This is a genomic window from Anoxynatronum buryatiense (assembly GCF_900182905.1).
GTDB classification, from domain to species: domain Bacteria; phylum Bacillota; class Clostridia; order Peptostreptococcales; family Tindalliaceae; genus Anoxynatronum; species Anoxynatronum buryatiense.
Window position 1 is genome coordinate 15683 of record NZ_FXUF01000007.1, and the last position, 17321, is coordinate 33003.

Below are 17321 nucleotides of genomic sequence, written 5' to 3' on the forward strand. Positions count from 1 at the left end.
TATTATGCCAGATGACCTGCTTCGCAACCGCGACAGGGGGGCAGGTGAATTTCAATTTTGACTCCTGGTTGATCTTCTCTGTTTCGGATCAACAGCCGCCCCCCAATGTTCCACAACATTATTTTAACATCTGTCAACCCAAGACCCATTCCTGATTTTTGCCCGGTAAAGAACTTTTCCCCCTGAAAATAGGGAGCCATTTTTTGGAGCATCCGCAGGCTTTTGGACGGCAGATGAATGCCGTTATCGGTCACTGTCAGCCGACAGGGTTGATTATCGCCGGCACAGATAACGGCGATGTGAAGGTGTGGCTGGTTTTCCGGGTGATGTTTTATGGCATTTCGAATGATTTCTGACAGAATCACTTCCAGATTTTGAGCAGAAATGGTCAGCGCACATTGGGTTTGAGGGTTGATGGTCAGGTTTAGGGCATTTTCTGGCAGCTGATGTTCTCGACAGACAGTTTTAATCATTTCAGGCAGCTCATTCACCGGCATTATCCGATCAGCGCTGATATTGCGGGCCCCCAGGGTGCGCAGCACCCGTTGAATCTGTTCATGAAGGGTCATGGCGCCACCTTTGGCCGTTTCCACCATTTCACGGGTACCGGCCAGGTCACCCTCTTCCAGGCTCATGGCCGCCAGGTCGAGAAAAGGGATCACCTGGTTCAGCGGCGTGTTCAGTTTGTGAGATACCAGGCTATGGAATTTTTTCACTTCCATGGTCAGTTCCACATCTTTCGAAATGTCACGAATCTGAAGCATCCACTGATTTTCGTGTGCCAGAGGATAGGTGTGCACTTCCAGCCACTGAGGAACGCTTTCCCTGGTTTCCGGTTTCACCAGATAGTGAACTTCTTTTTCGTCGGATCGCTGTGGCCAGTGTTCCCAGGCTTCCAGGGGCTTTTTCAGAAATTCGCCTTCCAGCAGTGGTTCCAGCTGGTGCATGTGCCCCTCTTTCTCTTCGGGTATGTTCAGCATCATTCTTCCCACCGGATTGGCATACAAGATCACATCTTCATCATTGATCACCAGATAGCCGGTGTCGGCATGCTGCACCATCCATTGAAAGCGCTGCCTTTCTCCTTCCAGTTTCCGATACCGGTTCAGTCTTAAGATGCCTTTGATGCGGGTGATAATTTCCAGTCTGTTAAAAGGTTTTGTAACAAAGTCATCTCCACCAGCTTCAATGCCTTGAATCAGCGAATCCCGGTCATCAAGAGCGGTTATGAAAATAATGGGAATTTCCCGGTAGCCATCGATGGAACGAATCTGCCGGCACACGTCATATCCGGTCATTTCAGGCATCATCACATCCAGTAAAATCAGGTCTGGATTCGTTTCCTTCAAACGTTTCAGGGCATCTTTTCCATTGCCGGCAAAAAAAAGGCGGTAACCCTGGTCGTCAAGGGTGGTGTCCAGTGTCTCGCGGGCGCTGGCTTCATCGTCAATGATCAGCAGGCGGTATCGATTCATCTCTGTCGGCTCCTTTCCCGGCGAAATCCTGGTCCTTTTTTTCCAGTGTCCATTGAATGATTTGTTTCAATTCTTTCAGCCGCACCGGTTTGGAGAGGTAGGTATCGGCACCGGCTGCCAGGCACCGTTCCCGGTCACTACTCATGGCCAGTGCCGTGAGGGCTATGATGGGAATTTGGCCGAGCCTGGGATGGTTTCGAATGTGACGAATCGCTTCAAACCCATCCATCTCAGGCATGTGCATATCCATGAGAATGAGATCGGGGAGATGCTTTATTGCTTTTTCAACCGCTTCCTTTCCGTTCCGGGCCACCATCAACTGCCAGTGCTGCTGTTCCAGATACTGGCAAAAGGTTTCAATGTTGGCTTCCTGATCCTCTGCCAGTAAAATGACTGGCGGCGGGAAGTCCTCCGGCCTCCTGAAGGGTTCCTGAGCAGAGGCTGTTGGTTCGTTCTCCTGAAATCCTGGACCAGTCTCTTTCCAAGTATCTTTCAAAGATGTTCTCGCGACGCTTTTCTCCAGAGGGAGATGCATGATGAACCGGCTACCTTTTCCGGCGATGCTTTCGACTTCGAGGGAGCCACCGTGCTGTTCAATAATTCCCTTTGCCAGAGACAATCCCAGCCCGGCACCTTCGAAGCGTCGGTTCAGGCTGTTTTCCACCTGGGTGAATGGGTTGAAAATCAGGGTGAGATCTTCTGCCGCAATCCCAATGCCCTGATCCCACACGATGATCTTCAGTTGGTTGTTAACATTGTCTTTTTCAACAGTGAGTCCCATGTGATCGCCGGTTTCAGAAAATTTCAGTGCATTTGCCAACAGGTTCTGCAGCGCCTGTTTCAAACGGCGGCCGTCGGCATGAATGATGTTCACGGTTTCATCGTATTCGAAAGCAACAATCACTTTTTTTGATGCCGCTTTTGCTTCAATATTTCTGATGATACTTTCGCAGAGGGTTTTCAGGGCCACCGGCTCCTGTTGAATGGTGAGTTTTCCCAGACTTATTTTTGCTGTATCCAAAATTTCATTGATCATTTCCAGTAGATGTCTTCCACTGGTTTCAATAGTTTTCAGAGAACGGACCTGCTTTTCTGTCAGGGGGCCGCACACCTCGTCAAGCAGCGCTTCTGTCATCCCCAGAATGGCGTTGAGTGGGGTTCTCAGTTCGTGACTCATGCCGGCGATGAAAGCTGCCTTGCCGTTGAAATCACTGATTTTTTCCTGTTGCTGTTCTGCCGCATCTGGGGGAGATGGCGGAACCGTGCCTGCGAATCTGTACCGGTTTTTACCTTCCCCTTCTCCTGCCCCTTCCTCTGTTCCTTTTTGGAGAGGTGCTGCCCGGAGCAGGCTCAGACTGACAGAAAACCGGCTGCCTTTCCCAGGTTGACTTTCCACCGACAAATGACCATTCATCATTTGCACCAGCTGCCGGGTGATGGCCAGTCCCAGCCCGGTTCCACCATACTGGCGGGTGGTGGAGAGGTCTGCCTGAATGAAGGCCTCAAAAAGCATTTCCAGCTGGTCGGCCTCAATGCCGATGCCGGTATCTTCGACATCTATACAGAGCCCCACTTCATCAACGGTTTGATAAGTGGAGACGAGGGAGAGGATCACCTCTCCCTTGTGGGTAAATTTCAGAGCATTGCTGATCAGATTGTTCAGCACCTGCTTATAACGAACCACATCGCCAATCACCCATTCCGGCAAATAGGGTTCTGCCTGAAATATCAGTTGATTGTTCCGATTTTTTGCAAAGGAAGCAAAGCCTTCCATCACCTGCTGTGTTTCTGCCACCAATTGAAACGGTCTTTCCTCCAACTGCATATGCCCGGCTTCAATTTTGGAAATATCCAGAATGTCGTTGACGGTGTGCAGCAGAATTTCGATGAAAGCATTGACAGAATGAATATGTCTTTGCTGCGTTTCGTTCAGGACGGTTTCGGCCAGCAAATCAAGATTTCCCACAATTCCGTTGAGTGGTGTGCGGATTTCGTGGCTCATGTTGGCTAAAAATCTGCTTTTAGCCTGATTGGCCGCTTCTGCAGAGCGCAATGCCATCTGGGTGGCCTCCTGCATTTCCCGGGCACTGGTGACGTCCCGTTCCACCGACAGCACCCGCTGATCGTCCAGCGCCACGATTCGGGTTTCGTAGTGCCGGGTTTTGTCCGGAAAATCGATGCTGTATTCCAGGGGCATCATGGTTTTTTCTCTGACGGCCTGCCGGTATTTCTCCAGAATGGTTTGGGTGAAGGCATCGCTGAAAAATTGACTTAAATGGGCGGGTGTTTCATAATGGGCCAGATCGGGTTCCCGCTTCAAGTATTGCTGCAGGCAGTTTCCTTCAAGGTCGTTGACAAAAAGACTGTCTGGAATGGCCTGAAGAAGAACTTCCTTTTCGCGTTCGCTTTGTTGGTAAGCCTCCTGAATTTCTTTCATCTCAGTCATATCCATTTTGACCACCAGGTTAACCTGCCGCCCGTCGATCCATTCGATTTCTGACTGACGCACTTCATACCATCGCCCCTGATCATCTCTAAAAGCAGTGGTTTCGCGTGTCTTCTCCTTGCCTGGTCCAATCGGCAGGGAGGGGTTCTGCTGCATCCTTTGCCAAATGGCTGAAGTGCTTTTTTCTCCCTCCAACGGCCCGAATAGCTGCCTTGCCTTTTGATTGAGAAAGAGAATTTCGTCACTGTCCCGGTCCACCACCAACACGACAGCCTCCATGTTATTCATGATTTTTCGCAGTCGTGTTTCTGTCTTTTTGAGCTGGTCCATGGAAAACAACTGGTCGGTGATGTCTCGTCCCGATGCATAAATCTTGCCGTCATGGGTGGTCATCTGCCATTCAATATAATGAATGTTGCCACTGGTATCACAGTACCGGTTCACATGCCCTGCAAACACTTTTTCACCCTCATGTTGCAGGGCCTTCAGTCTGGTTCTCCAGCCTTCATCATCCGATGGCATGAATGCGGTGCAGTGACGGCCCACCAGTTCTTTCGCTTCATATCCCAGAATTTTTTTCCAGGCCTTGTTCACCTTTATGAAATAACGATTTTCATCCATCACGCAGGCCAGCTCCCGGCTTACCTGAAAAAAGGTGTCCAGCTCCACTGTTTTCACCGCCAGTGATTGCTCTGCTTCGATCAGGGGAGTGATGTCATTCACATACCCCAGAATTTCGAAGGCATCTTCCTCTGAATGGTAATGTCTGGCAGCAGTTTCCATGACCCACACCGGTCGTTGGGATTTGGAGAGAATTCGGTAATAAAAAACGGTACTCTGGTCACTCTCCCGGTTGAAACGGTTCAGAGCCTGCCGTTCCAGCTTTGGCAGATCCTCGGGATGAATGAGTGCCGTGTAGCTTTTAATACTCTTCAGCAGCTCTTCCCGCGTGTATCCAAAGGTCTGTATCACATTGGGCGACACTTCAACCATTGGCCAGGCCGGGTCATTCTTCCACCTGAAAATAATGGTAGGCCCATTGGTGAAAAGATTCCGCTCTGCCCGAAGGGCTTCTTCTGCCCGTTTTTGACGGGTGATGTCAGTCACATACCCGAAAACCAGCCGGGGATTTCCGGTTGCGTCGGTCTCAACGACCTTTCCCTTGTCAAGAATCCAAGCATAACTGCCGTTTTTCCGTTGTACCCGGTATTCATCTTCAAAGTAAATCCGTTTTTCTTCCCGATTGAGACGAAGATTCTCCAGAAAACGGGGCTGGTCTTCCGGATGAATGCGCTGTCGCCAGGTGTGTGGTAATTCTCCCAGGTCGTCCGGTTCCAGCTGAAACATTTTCAGCAGCTGGGGTGACCGATGAATACGATTTTCAGCCACATGCCATTCCCAGAAGCCAACACCGGCTTCTTCCAGCGAAAATTGCCAGCGTTTTTCGCTTTCCTGATGTTGACTGGCGGTGGATTTTTTCCGGTGCTTCCATGAATGATCACTGGTCATCAGATGTTCCCCCTTGCCTGTCTCAACATTGATTTTTTATTGTTGCTATACCTCTACCCTTCCTCTTTTTTAGAGTAACACCTTTTAAAAACTGGCTCTTTCCGTCATGTTGTGGCCCGCTTTTTACTGAATCCCCTTGCTTTTTTGTCACCTGACATTGTTTTTTCCCGCATATTGCCAGGAATATCACTTTCAGTGTTTTGATTATCTGCTTTTGAGGTAAACAAATAGCAACTGTCTTCACCTCGGGTATGCGTTGAATGTGCTTCGGGCTTGCTTTCTGAAAGGAGTTTTCTATGGATACCATTAGCCAGCTATATTTTGAAGAAACCATGGAACAGCTTGAAAATGCCGAAGGATGTCTTAATGAAATGCAGCAGTTTTTCCAACCGGCACATGTGGACCGGCTCTTCCGGTACATCCATTCTGTCAAAGGCTCCTCTGATATGATGGGTTTTTCCGAGGTCAAAGACCTGTCTCATGTACTTGAAGATCTTCTGAGTCAGGCGCGGGAAGGTAAAAAAACGCTGACCGGCGAACTGATGGATGTGTGCTATCAGTCGGTGGATACATTGATTCACATGGTGGAGAATCGAAAACAGGATGTTCACGGTTCCGCCAGTGTCCGGCTTATTTCTGAATCCCGAAATCTCATTCAACAATTACAGCAGATTTCAGAAGAATCATCCTTTGAAATGAGTGTTCTGCGGGAACCCGTCACTTTTCCCGAAGAACCGCACGCTTCTGCTGCCCCAGTTTCCATCTCACTGCCCGACCCGGCGGCCATCAAACCGCCGGCACCCCCAGCGGAAGTGCTTCTGCCCGATATTTCTTCAGAAACATCGTCACCCGCTTCCAATCCGCTTCCTATTCCAGTTCCGGTTCCTGTTCACCGCTACTACGTTCGGATGCTTCTCTCACCGGATAACCCCATGACGGCAGTGACTCGTTTTCTGATTCTGAAGCGCCTGGATGAAAACGGGGTAGTGATCTATACCCATCCTTCCAGAGAACTCATTGAGGCCATGACCGAATTGCCTGTTTCCCAGAATCTGCAGGATGCCAATGGTGCGTTGACTTTTCTGAATCCCCATGAAATGGTGTTTCTCTACCGTTCAAATCTGAGCCGGGATCATTTGTCGCGGGAACTGGATGTGGGCTATGTGGAAGACCATTTTGTCATTGATCTGGGGAAGACCTACCAGGAGTACCGGATGACGAAGGATGACCGGGCTTTTTTCAAGTACTATTTCAATGAATACGCCCGTATTTTGTCCTCTCTGGAACAGCTGACCCGGCAAAGCCGGCACGGTCAACAGGCCACCCCCGGACCTCACTGGCAAAAGATCCATTATTCCCTGATAAAAATCTCTTCCCGAATCATTCAGCTTCCATCCAATGAACGCTATCACCAGTGGATCAACGCTCATCAGCTGGCGAAGGATTTCTTTGAACTGGAGACAACGGCCAACCAGCCAAAAACACCGGCCCTCATCACTTACCTGAAAACACTGTTGATGCATGCCGCCACTGATGCCTGGCGGCTGGTGAAAAATGAGGTAGTGATCAAACACCTGCATTTGGAGGAAAAACAGCATGTGTTACTCTCCCTTCAAAATCTGTCACTGGAACTGAACCCGGATTTGCATCAAGTATTGCTGGTGGATGTCAGCGCCAAAAACCGCCTGCTTGAAAGCGAAGTCAAGAGTATTCTCTCTATTTTTCAAACTCTGAAAGAAAAACAGATCAGACCGCTGCTGATTCATGACGGCAAAAACCGGTTGCGCATTGACCAGGGAACAGAGCCTCTGCCGCTGAAATCCCTCTTTGTTCAATATCAATATGAACATCAATTACTTGAAAAAGCGTTGTTGCAGCTTTGCCACCATCCCTTTTTCCCAGAAACCGAAGGAGGAGTCTCATGAGAATTTTAATTTGTGACGACCACGATGCTTCAAGAATCGTTCTCTCCAAATACCTGGCCCGCTACGGCACCTGTACGCTGGTGGATAACGGCGCCGAAGCCATCTCCCTTTATGCAGAATCACAGCAATCGGATGAACCTTTTCAGCTTGTATGCATTGATATTTTGATGCCCCAAATGGACGGCTTCAACACCCTCCGTTCCATTCGGGAACTGGAAAAGGTCTTTTCACCAAAAGACACGGATAAGCTGAAAGTTATCATGGTAACCGCGCTTGATGACACCGACAATATTCACCAGGCCTATTCCCTTGGCTGTGATGCTTATCTGATGAAGCCCTACACCCTGCAGCAGGTGGATGATACCCTGAAGTCGCTGGGATTGATTACTTGAAAACGCTGGGGTTGATCCCCTAAAACAAAGGCGCTGAACAGCGATTTTCCATCCTGTTCAACGCCTTTGTTTGATGTCTAAGAAAATGTGATGTCTAAAAAAATAGGATACACAATGAAGCCGTGGTAACTGTGAAAAACGTGTTTTAAAGACTTTCAGTCGTTGACATCCGGTCAGTGTTTGACCGCCGCCGCCCTTACCGTTTCATTGCCACCTGCTCCTTTGCCCGAATGGCCTGATAAAGCACCTGGTTCACCGGGGTGGGCACTCCCAATGCCTTCCCCAGACGGCAGACGGTTCCTGCCAGCATCTCCACCTCTGTCTGGCGGCCGCTTTCCAGATCGTTGAGCATGGACGGCCGGCTTTCCGGCGGCATGTTCACCAGCACTGCATCCCATTTTTCCAGATCGGCAGGGGTGAGCTTGACGCCGTTTTTCTGCGTTATCTGAAGCACTTCTTTCATGGCATCCTGCATCAGCTGATGGGCCTCCGAAATTTTCTGGAAGGCACCAAAGCCTTCTCCCACCAATGCTGATGCCTGGTTAATGCCCACGTTCACCATGAATTTGTACCACAGCTCATACAGCATGTTTTGGGGCACCTGGTAGACAATATCCATCTGGTCAAAGAGGGAAGCCACCCGCTCCACCTCCGGTGACCACTGGGTGTTGTCGGCCTTGCCGAAGCTCATGGTGCCATATCTCTGAAAGCGAATCACATTGCCGTCGCGAAAGCCGTCCAGCCCCATGCAAATGCCGTAAAGCACTTTATCGGCCCCAAAAGCTTCTCCCAGCCGCTCTTCACTGGTGATGCCGTTCATCAGGGAAAGGATAAGGGTGTCTCCGCCCACGAAGGGAGCCATTTCTGTGATGGCTTCTTGCAGGCCGTAGTCTTTCACCGCCACAATGATCAGCTGAGCCGGTGTTGGCTGGGGTTCTGCCGGATCGGCGTACCGGAACTGGTAAGGGGTGTCATTGATATGAAAGCCTTGTGCCTCATATCTTTTTTTCCGTTCCCCGCCTGCCAGCACCCGCAGGGTAATACCCAGTTTGTTGAAAAATTTCAGGGCATAGGCGCCGCCAATGGCACCCAGGCCCACCACCATGACTTCCTGAATGGGTTGCATGTTGTCACCTCTGATAAGATCTGTTTTTATGTTTTTCCTCTTTTTACCATCTGCTTTTCAGTGCTGCCTTTGCCATGCTGATAAACTGCGGGCTGTTCAACGCGCTGTCGAACTTTCGTGTGCTGGGGTCAAAAAGTGTGCTGATGCCTGACAACACATACCCGCCACCCACTTCGTTCAACGCTTCATCAGAAAGCTCGCCCTCTGTAAAGTGTACCGACTGGAGCAGGGCCTCCCGTAACAGCTCTATTTCTTTCAGGGTGAAGGTCATGCCTTCCCCTTCCAGCAGCAGCTGCACGCCTTCCGGCCTTTCCTGCTCCATCAGGGTAAGGAGCAATGCTTCGCTGTTTTCCAGTTTTTCTTTCAGTTCCAGCCATTTTTTCATTTCTGACATCATTCTCTCCTTCCCTCTTTGCAATCATCCATGTAGTCATTTTCGTTTTCACTGTATGAGGGACTCTTCGTTTTCCACGAACAGGTTGATCCCGAAAACGGCTCGGGGAGCTGTTTTCGGGATCACATGAGTGCTCACTTGTAAATAACATCAGTTCTCTGTGTTCCGATGGTCTACCAGCGTTGCAACGTGCTGTGCAATGCTTTGCCCACATCAATAGATGTCACAAGGATTTTTGATATATTCTGAGCCGCTTTGTTTAAATCCACTTTCATTTCTGCTGTTCCGCCGGCAACCACTTCCAGATCTTCCTCTGAAAGCTCGCCCTGCATGTCTTTCATTTGTTGTGCCATAAGCGCTCCCAATTGATCCACTTCTTCTTCGGTAAAGTCCAGTCCGGCTTCTTTCAGCACTGCCTGCACTTCTTTGGGATCTTCTTGCTGGGTCAGTTTTTTCACCAGTTCAGGGTTTGCCTCCATTTTCGCCTGCATTTGGTTCATTTTTTCCAACATGTTGTTTCCACCTTTCCTGTTGTCATTTATGGTTGCACGGCAATTGCCCTTGGCCATCTGTGTAACTGCTGAATAACCCCTTATTCCACTATTTTCATTATATCTAAAAAGTCACCTGATTGCGCATTATATTTCAAAAAAACAGACTATGGATGCTTTTTTCCTCAGAAGCCCGTAGCAGGGTGTAGCCAATGCCAGCCATTCCCTTAAATAAAGAAGGATTCCAGAGATGGGTGTGGCGGCGGCGCAGCAGCTGGCGGCATGTTTTCCCTGAACCCTCGGCTGTCAGCCACCATTCTGCCACGCCGCTGTTGCCGCAGCACAGATCATCTGTCTGAAGCGGCTGGTATTGCTCAAGTATTGCTGCAATGCGGTTCATGTTGTTACGGCCGGTGTGTTTCATTTCTTCCCGGCCACATTTTTCCAGGCTTGCCCACATCAGCCCCATGCCCGCAATACCGCTGCACAGGCTGAGGGGAATGGCTTCTTTTTTGGTGGATAGTTCTTCCAGCAAGGCGGCTTCTGCCCTGATGCCTTGCCCAATGATTTCTTCCACCTCTGGGCGGTTTCTTTTTTCGTTATAGCGAATCAACACCTGAAGGATGCCGCTTCGCGCCCCCATCCCCATACGCAGCACCGGAATTTCTCTGGCGGCTGTCTGCCCCACCTTTTTCACTGTTGACGGATCCCACCACTGGTTTTTTGCCCCCAGAATTCTTTCAACACAGTTGTCCATCAGTTCATCAGCGGTTCCGTCAGGCAAAAATGCCGCTGCCACCAGCAACCCATGTGCCAGCCCGGTCAGTCCTTCAAACCAGTTCCAGGTGGTGCATTTCCTGATGGCTTCATGGGGAATGCCGCGAACCATCCTTTCAGCCGTCTCAAAGAATATTGGCTCTTCCAGGTATTCGCCCACTCTCACCAGTGTCAGTAACATCCCTCCCAGCCCATGGGCTGTTCCCATGGGCAACCGGTCTGTGGGGACAGCTCCGAGGGACTGCTTCAGTTCTTCGCAGAAGGGATTCATCAGCTTCAGTGCCTCTGTGTGTATCTCCGTCTCTCCTGTGGCTCTGAAACAGGCGGCCATTAAGAGGGCAACCCCCAACCGCCCATCGTACAGGGTGTCTCTCATGGGTGCTATTTCGATGATTTGATTGCGCAAATTGTACTGATAAGTAAGGGAATGTGAAGAATCTCTCTTCTTTCTTTCCATTTGACGTCTCAGCTCCCGGCAGATGTTCATGGAGGCTTCTTTGAAAACCGCTTGATCTGCCTGATCTGCTTGATCTGCTGGAGTTGCTTGAACTGCTTGAGCTGCTATATTTGATTTAGCCATTGTATGAACTGTATCTGGTGCATCCGTGGATGCACCCCCCTGTTTCACCGGTTTTTCATCTGCCCGCAGCACTGCCGTGCCTGCGGTGTGAGTGGTTTCATTCCTGATGTGCAAAGACGCCTGGATATAGGCCGTCTGTCGCTCTAAATCTTCCCTGTTCAGCCCTTTCATATGCTGCTCTGCCCGCTGAAGGGCTGTGTGGGTGAAATAATCGGCCACAAGGCAATCATGGGGATCATAGAGCCCTTTCTCGTCTGCATAGCCGCCGAAAATCGGCACATCACCCGCCTCCAGATGACGACACTCTGCCTGAAACGCCGGCCAGTTTTTTGTCATCTCTGCAACAGTGGAATGCAGCAGGTAGGGGGCTGCCAGGCGTTCGGCTTCGGCGGAATAAAGAAAGCCGTCTTCCAGACACCGGGGGGAGGCCAGGCATGCCTGCAGTTGCGCGTATGTCCAGGTTTTGCGCATCACAAACCGCACCGGCACCTTTTTGCCCCGCACTGTTTCTTCTGCCCATTGACAGATGGCAGCGCTGCCTTCCTTCATCAGAAATTCATATGCTTTTGTGAACCCCTCTAAGAATGCCTGCCGGTGGTCAAAAACCAACTCCCGTCTGCCATTGAAAACCGGCACACTTTCCCTGATGCTGCTGTTCAGGGAACTGCGGTCAACCCATGATTCCGCCGACTCCTGCAGCCAGATTGGCAGGAATCCCAGGTTCAGCACAGAGGCTCCCTGCATGCCCTGGTCGCTCTGCGGTTCAATGGTGACGCCGTGGGAGATCACTGTTTCCAGGTCAATGAGTACCGGGTGGGCACCGCAGGCAATGACATTTTCATCATGAAAATCGCAGCCCCCCATGGCGTAGACAAGGGCCAGCCACCCTCCCATCCGCTGGTAATATGCCTTCGCTTCTCCACGGGATACAAGGCTGGTGTGCTTCACAAACTGTGCCCAGCCATGATCTCCGGCATTCACCGTTTTCGGTACTTTCAGCGTGTAGGGGAAGCCGCGTTTACCAAGTTGATCAAGCAACGACGTATAACAGCTGTCAATCAGCAAATTGCGTGGCTTGTAGACCAGCTGACGGCCAGATTCACAAGTGAGCACCACCACGCTTTTTCCCCGGTCGTGGGTATCTCCCAGATTGCCGCTGATGCGTTGAATGGCTCCAAGGGGTTGTCCCTCATTCAGCGTCTTCTCCAGTTGTGGGAGGTTCTGGCGGTAGTGAGCCGCCAGTGCCGTCATGTTGGTGATCCAGTGATGGGCACTGATGGCCAAAAGTCTTGCCAGCACGGGAAATTCCACGAAAACTTCTTTCCAGCCCCCTGCCAGCAGGTGATCGGCAAAGAGGTGCAGGCAGTGTATCTGCTGTGTGTCATTCATCTGCCGCAGGTACTTCATGGATTCCCTGCGAAGCACAAAAATCTTGAAACATTGCGTCAGGGTGGCACTGCAGGTTTTCCGAAACGCATCCAGCAGCAGCCTGCTGCAGTCAGCGACTGCTTTTTCTGAAAAAAATGCCTCTTCATCAGGTCCCCAGGACTTCTTCAGCTGGTTTTCCAGGGTTCGAACCAACGGATAAAGCACGGTGATGCCTGTTTGCGCCTGAACCGCTGCCACTGACGGGTGTTCCCGGCCAATGTCTTGATCATCCCTGTCACTGTTTTCAGCCATATCTTCGTTACCGTCAGGAACTTTGTCTTTTCGACTTTTCTGGTGCGACTGCCAGAACGTTTCACTTTCCCGCTTCCATTCTTCTGGATTCAACACAGAAAGCCCTGACAACATCCTGTTAACTGTCTCCATGTATGGGGGCAGCTCTCCTGGCCATTCGCCCTCGCCGTCTTTTTCTTCTTCGTTTCCTGTTTCTACCTCTCCCGCCAAACGAAGGGCCTCTTCCCAGGTGAGACCGTCCATTTTCAAGCGATTGTGAAAGCTTGTTTCACTGCCTCTGGCTGCCGCCTTCTTTTGCCAGAGGGCCAGTCGTTCCCGGCTGTTTTTCAAATTCTCCCTTTGTTTCCCTGTCTCATTTTCATTCATTCGTTCCCTGATAAACCGGGCCTTCAACGCCATTTTTCGCATTTCTGCCTCTGTCAGTCTCATCGAGAACCTCCTGGAACATGGGTGTTTGCGGCAATGGCATCCATGAGGGACTGATAGCTTTCGTGGCTGAAGTAGCCATGTTCTTCCCAGAACCGGTATTCTGCCGGCTTCATCACCCTGCCCCTTATGATGCTTTCTTTCATGCCGTGAAACAGATTCTCCAGTCGGTCGTTTGAGACAAGGCGTTTTTCACCGGACAGATACTGGCTGATGACGGTGCCTCCCAGCTCTGCCTTCCTTTCAACGTCCTTCGGATTCTGAAATACTCCCGGAAACTGGGTGAATACGCTGTACCCGCCCACGACCCGAACCCCCATGTACGCCATCACCCGAATCAAATAACCAAGCACTTCTGCTTCACCGGAGGAGGAGGTTGTGGTGAGGGCGATGCCAGGTTTTCCGGCCAGGCGAAACAGGTGAAGCCAGTAACTCAGCCGGTCAATCAGGGTTTTTGTCTGGCCGGAGACTTGAAGGGCGTACACAGGACTCCCCAGTATCACAAAATCAGCCTCCAGCAGTTTTTCTTTCATCAACCCGCCATCATCTTCCCTGTCCAGAAGACAGCTTCCCGTCCTGAAACAGTCACAACATCCACGACATGCCTGTAATTGCAGCTGATCTGACGTCATTATCTCCCAGGTAACTTGCGTGTCACACACGGCCCCGGCTTTTTCACACATCTTTTCTGCCAGCTGCGCAGTGCCTGACTTCTGTCCCCGGTGACTGCCTATGTACGAAACTATTTTTTTCACAGCTTCACCCCTTCATGGGCCGACAGGTTAAGGACTGGCCTTGCTCTTGAAAAGAGCCAGAAGCATGGCTTTTGGCTCTTTTTCAGTATGACTGATTGGCATATTTGTTGCTACCAACCGCCTTTGCCGGGTTTAACAGTCGGTTGTCCGCCGATCGTTACCGTCACCTGAGTGATAGGTATTAACCCCTGGTTAGTAAACCCAAAGCCACCTGCCACTTCTTCCAATTCACTCTCTGACAGTTCTTTTCCAGCGGCCTGTGCTTCCAGTGCTTTCAAGGTTGCTTCATATACCTGTTTGAGTTCTTCCAGTGTAAACTCCAGCCCCTTTTCTTTCAACAGGACCTGTGCCTCTTCAGCGGTTTCTTTCATATACAGTTCCTTTGCAAAAACCTCATCTGCTTCCATTAACGATCTCAGCTTTTTCATTTTCTCTTCCATTAGTCCATCTCCTCTCGTTATGCTTTCCTTTTTCCGGCAGCCTGTCTGTCGCCGGTCATCGCCCGTTGGAGCCGTCACCACCTCCGATCATGAGCAAGGTTCCTCTGAAGTGCATTCTCCTCTGGAGGATCCCTTCACCTGAGAAGCAGCATCACTTTTTTCAATGCTTCCAAAATTGCTTGTCTCATTATCTTCTGATTATCTATATTGTGATCTTCCGAAGAACCCCGACCAATTCGATCCACCTGTTAATTTGCCAGACAGGGGTGGGAGCCTTTTCTTTGCTCCCGGGTGATGATCAGTGTTCTACCACCTGCCTCTAACGTCACCTGCTGCTGTCAGTTCATTTATGAGCGGCTTTCTATTTATCATGGAGTAGCTGTCGGGCTTCTGATACGGAGGGATATATCCGCCTGCCACTTCTTCCATGTCATTCTCCGACAGTTCATGACCGACAGCCTCTGCTTCCAGTGCTTTCAAGGTTGCTTCATATACCTGTTTGAGTTCTTCCAGCGTAAACTCCAGCCCTTTTTCTTTCAACAGTACCTGTACCTCTTCAGCCGTTTCCTGCATATACAGTTCTTTTGCAAAAACCTCATCTGCTTCCATCATTTCTCCCAGCTTTTTCATTTTCTCTTCCATGACTTCATCTCCTTAGTTTTTTATACTAATGAGCATTGATAGCCATGCCCTGCGGCACGGCATGGCAGGCAGTTTGCCTTCAGTTCACAGGCTTCACAACTGGCGTCCCGGTTTTCTTCGTGTTCCCGTAACCCTTTTAGAATGGGTGAATGTAGCCAGTATGCTTGTAGACTGGGGTACGGCTCTGGTGTCATCACATGGCGGCAGGGAGTCCAGTTGCCGTCCACATCGAGTGCCGCTCCGTTTCTTCCGGCACCACATCCTCTGTGAATCCCCTGGTTATGGTTGAAGAAAAATGATTTTCCAAGTTCTGCTCTCAAAGGGGAAAAACAGGGCTCCACCAGCACTGGCATGCTGTCTTTCTGGCGACGGCACTCTTTCAAATAGGCTGCCAGCTGCAGGAGACTCTCTTTTTTGATGGGTGCCTGGATGCTCATGGTCGCATCCGGTTTTGTTTCCAGAATCACCACGCCATCCATGTCATGAGCTTCTGCCAGTTTCACCAGGTCAGGAAAATCGGCGATGTTGTCTTCCCGTGCCACCCAATTGATGTAGGCTTTGGTTTCACCATCTTCTTGAAGCAACCGAAGGGCATTCATCGCTTCATGATAACCTTCCCGTGATAACCGGTTCACTGCCTCAGTGGATCCGTTCAGCGACACATACACATCATCAACACCTGCGGCTTTCAGCTGGCGCAAGCGTTCCCGGTCAAATCCCCAGCCACTGATGGCAATGGATGAAATCATTCCCAGGGCCCGGATCTTTCGCAGCAGCCGGTCCAGATGGGGGTAGGCCAGGGTTTCGCCGCCACTCAGGTTGATGTTGGGCACCTTCATCGCCGCTGCTTCCTCCAGGGCTTTTTCCGCTGTTTCCGGATTCAGGTCTCTTCCATTCTCCAGGGTGCAATAGCACTGGGGGCAGCGAAGGGGGCACCGGGTGGTCAGTTCCAGGTTGATGACTTCCGGTGCTGTCATAGAGCGTTGGGGTGGTGAAACAGTTCTCGTGGCCTCAATGAGTGTTATATAGTGGAGACGTTCCTCCTGGGAGGGGTTTTCCGGCAGTCCAAAATCATCTATCAGTCGCTGCACCAGGGGATTGGACTCACCTGTTTCCAGCCACTGCCCCAGTTGATTCAGCTGAAGGGCCTGTACATAAATGCAGTGACCTCCCGGCATCCGGTATGCCGCCAACATGTTCTTTTCCGAACGCCATATGGTATTCATCTCTCAGGTCTCCTTTTCTTAATGAGATCATTTCGCGCTCTTTTGTCGTGGTGTGTTGAAGGTTGCCCTTCTACCATGTTAGATGCATCCTCATTCTTATTCTCCTTGGTCCCTCCCCCATTGATCCGCCAGCCACTCTATCCAGGTTCTCTTCAGATAGTTCGCCTGTTTCTGAGGGTGTGATGGATGTGATCAATGCTTCCCTTGCTGCATTTATTTCTTCAATGGTCATCTCCACATCGTTTTCTTTTAGAAAAACCTGTACCTCTTCCGGCGTTTCCAGCTGGAACAACTTTTCAGCCAACTGCTCATCCGCTTCCAGTTTCTGTTGTAACAATCTCAATTTATCTTCCATATTCATCCACCTTTCACTTCTTATGATGGCTGCCTTTTTACCATATGATATAATATCCAGGTGTCTTCGGTGACTTATGTCCCCGATATCCCCCAGCCACGTTATCCAGGTCCTCCTCAGATAATTCGCCTGCTTCTGAAGGCGCGACAGTTCTGTTCAAAATATCCCTTGCTGCAATAATTTCTTCAATGGTCATCTCCAGGCTGTTTTCCTTTAATAAAACCTGTACCTCTTCCGGGGTTTCCTGCTGGAACAGCTTTTCAGCCAACTGCTCTTCGGCTTCCAGCTTTCGAAATAACCATTTCAATTTTTCTTCCATTCTTCATCCACCTTTCACTTTTTATATGGTCTCATGTCTGTTCTTGGTGCCAGACTACACCCGCATTTGTTGCTTACCACCTTCCAACGGGGTGTTCTCTACCAGATCCAAAACCCGTACCACCTGCCACATTATCCAGGTCTTCCTTTGATAGTTCCGCTTCATCGGTCACCATGAATTTTGCCACAGTCGCCTCAAGTTGTTTTATTTCTTCCATATCAAATATCATGCCTTCTGCCGCCAACACAGTTTGAGCTTCTTCAGCGGTTTCCTGAGAAAAAAGTTTTTCCGCCAATACCGGATCTTCTTTCAGTTTTTTCATCAGCATGGTTGATTTGTCTTCCATTTTTCAGCCCCCTTTCT

General features: G+C 50.2%; 15 protein-coding genes. 2 read left to right on the forward strand and 13 right to left on the reverse strand.

Features of this window, described 5'->3' with window-relative positions; translation table 11 throughout:
• Window positions 1-2 precede the first annotated feature (2 nt).
• Both QOL74_RS10025 and QOL74_RS10030 read right to left on the reverse strand, forming a co-directional pair.
• A complete protein-coding gene (locus QOL74_RS10025; protein ID WP_283409339.1) occupies window positions 3-1475 on the reverse strand; it encodes an ATP-binding response regulator in 1473 nt (490 codons plus the stop codon).
• The gene (locus QOL74_RS10030) at window positions 1447-5430 is read right to left on the reverse strand and encodes an ATP-binding protein (protein WP_283409340.1); all 3984 of its coding nucleotides are present in this window, start codon (window positions 5428-5430) and stop codon (window positions 1447-1449) included. Before QOL74_RS10030 ends, QOL74_RS10025 begins: the two co-directional genes overlap by 29 nt.
• A 296-nt stretch (window positions 5431-5726) precedes the next feature.
• On the opposite strand from QOL74_RS10030, the gene QOL74_RS10035 reads away from it, so the two are divergent.
• Both QOL74_RS10035 and QOL74_RS10040 read left to right on the forward strand, forming a co-directional pair.
• On the forward strand, window positions 5727-7355 hold the full coding sequence (locus QOL74_RS10035; RefSeq protein WP_283409341.1) for an Hpt domain-containing protein: 1629 nt from the start codon (window positions 5727-5729) through the stop codon (window positions 7353-7355).
• Window positions 7352-7747, forward strand: coding sequence for a response regulator (locus QOL74_RS10040; protein ID WP_283409342.1), 396 nt, complete (start codon window positions 7352-7354; stop codon window positions 7745-7747). Before QOL74_RS10035 ends, QOL74_RS10040 begins: the two co-directional genes overlap by 4 nt.
• 196 nt (window positions 7748-7943) lie before the next feature.
• On the opposite strand, the gene QOL74_RS10045 is transcribed toward QOL74_RS10040, so the two are convergent.
• The 11 genes from QOL74_RS10045 to QOL74_RS10095 all read right to left on the reverse strand — a co-directional run bounded on the left by QOL74_RS10045 (window position 7944) and on the right by QOL74_RS10095 (window position 17304).
• Complete coding sequence (locus tag QOL74_RS10045) at window positions 7944-8873, reverse strand: ketopantoate reductase family protein (RefSeq protein WP_283409343.1); 930 nt, start codon at window positions 8871-8873, stop codon at window positions 7944-7946.
• A gap of 43 nt (window positions 8874-8916) precedes the next feature.
• Window positions 8917-9267: a hypothetical protein gene (locus tag QOL74_RS10050; protein WP_283409344.1), complete on the reverse strand. Its 351-nt coding sequence runs from the start codon at window positions 9265-9267 to the stop codon at window positions 8917-8919.
• 173 nt (window positions 9268-9440) lie between these two features.
• On the reverse strand, window positions 9441-9779 hold the full coding sequence (locus QOL74_RS10055; RefSeq protein ID WP_283409345.1) for a Nif11-like leader peptide family RiPP precursor: 339 nt from the start codon (window positions 9777-9779) through the stop codon (window positions 9441-9443).
• A gap of 133 nt (window positions 9780-9912) precedes the next feature.
• The gene (locus tag QOL74_RS10060) at window positions 9913-13224 is read right to left on the reverse strand and encodes a DUF4135 domain-containing protein (protein ID WP_283409346.1); all 3312 of its coding nucleotides are present in this window, start codon (window positions 13222-13224) and stop codon (window positions 9913-9915) included.
• Entirely contained in the window at window positions 13221-13976 is a 756-nt protein-coding gene (locus QOL74_RS10065; protein WP_283409347.1) for a flavodoxin family protein, read from the reverse strand. Before QOL74_RS10065 ends, QOL74_RS10060 begins: the two co-directional genes overlap by 4 nt.
• Window positions 13977-14086: 110 nt before the next feature.
• Window positions 14087-14416, reverse strand: coding sequence for a hypothetical protein (locus QOL74_RS10070; RefSeq protein ID WP_283409348.1), 330 nt, complete (start codon window positions 14414-14416; stop codon window positions 14087-14089).
• Between the two features lie 306 nt (window positions 14417-14722).
• Window positions 14723-15058 (reverse strand): Nif11-like leader peptide family RiPP precursor, encoded by a 336-nt coding sequence (locus QOL74_RS10075; protein ID WP_283409349.1) that lies wholly within the window; start codon window positions 15056-15058, stop codon window positions 14723-14725.
• 20 nt (window positions 15059-15078) lie between these two features.
• Window positions 15079-16284: a radical SAM protein gene (locus tag QOL74_RS10080; protein WP_283409350.1), complete on the reverse strand. Its 1206-nt coding sequence runs from the start codon at window positions 16282-16284 to the stop codon at window positions 15079-15081.
• A 70-nt stretch (window positions 16285-16354) separates the two neighbouring features.
• Window positions 16355-16639: a Nif11-like leader peptide family RiPP precursor gene (locus QOL74_RS10085; RefSeq protein WP_283409351.1), complete on the reverse strand. Its 285-nt coding sequence runs from the start codon at window positions 16637-16639 to the stop codon at window positions 16355-16357.
• Between the two features lie 37 nt (window positions 16640-16676).
• Window positions 16677-16958, reverse strand: coding sequence for a Nif11-like leader peptide family RiPP precursor (locus QOL74_RS10090; RefSeq protein WP_283409352.1), 282 nt, complete (start codon window positions 16956-16958; stop codon window positions 16677-16679).
• Window positions 16959-17031: 73 nt separating this feature from the next.
• Window positions 17032-17304: a Nif11-like leader peptide family RiPP precursor gene (locus QOL74_RS10095; RefSeq protein WP_283409353.1), complete on the reverse strand. Its 273-nt coding sequence runs from the start codon at window positions 17302-17304 to the stop codon at window positions 17032-17034.
• Between the last annotated feature and the right edge of the window lie 17 nt (window positions 17305-17321).

Excerpts from the sequence above, each read along its gene's own strand:
- QOL74_RS10025 (WP_283409339.1), bottom strand. The coding sequence starts at position 1,475 with ATGAATCGATACCGCCTGCTGATCATTGACGATGAAGCCAGCGCCCGC.
- QOL74_RS10030 (WP_283409340.1), bottom strand. The coding sequence starts at position 5,430 with ATGACCAGTGATCATTCATGGAAGCACCGGAAAAAATCCACCGCCAGT.
- QOL74_RS10035 (WP_283409341.1), top strand. The coding sequence starts at position 5,727 with ATGGATACCATTAGCCAGCTATATTTTGAAGAAACCATGGAACAGCTT.
- QOL74_RS10040 (WP_283409342.1), top strand. The coding sequence starts at position 7,352 with ATGAGAATTTTAATTTGTGACGACCACGATGCTTCAAGAATCGTTCTC.
- QOL74_RS10045 (WP_283409343.1), bottom strand. The coding sequence starts at position 8,873 with ATGCAACCCATTCAGGAAGTCATGGTGGTGGGCCTGGGTGCCATTGGC.
- QOL74_RS10050 (WP_283409344.1), bottom strand. The coding sequence starts at position 9,267 with ATGTCAGAAATGAAAAAATGGCTGGAACTGAAAGAAAAACTGGAAAAC.
- QOL74_RS10055 (WP_283409345.1), bottom strand. The coding sequence starts at position 9,779 with ATGTTGGAAAAAATGAACCAAATGCAGGCGAAAATGGAGGCAAACCCT.
- QOL74_RS10060 (WP_283409346.1), bottom strand. The coding sequence starts at position 13,224 with ATGAGACTGACAGAGGCAGAAATGCGAAAAATGGCGTTGAAGGCCCGG.
- QOL74_RS10070 (WP_283409348.1), bottom strand. The coding sequence starts at position 14,416 with ATGGAAGAGAAAATGAAAAAGCTGAGATCGTTAATGGAAGCAGATGAG.
- QOL74_RS10075 (WP_283409349.1), bottom strand. The coding sequence starts at position 15,058 with ATGGAAGAGAAAATGAAAAAGCTGGGAGAAATGATGGAAGCAGATGAG.
- QOL74_RS10080 (WP_283409350.1), bottom strand. The coding sequence starts at position 16,284 with ATGAATACCATATGGCGTTCGGAAAAGAACATGTTGGCGGCATACCGG.
- QOL74_RS10085 (WP_283409351.1), bottom strand. The coding sequence starts at position 16,639 with ATGGAAGATAAATTGAGATTGTTACAACAGAAACTGGAAGCGGATGAG.
- QOL74_RS10090 (WP_283409352.1), bottom strand. The coding sequence starts at position 16,958 with ATGGAAGAAAAATTGAAATGGTTATTTCGAAAGCTGGAAGCCGAAGAG.
- QOL74_RS10095 (WP_283409353.1), bottom strand. The coding sequence starts at position 17,304 with ATGGAAGACAAATCAACCATGCTGATGAAAAAACTGAAAGAAGATCCG.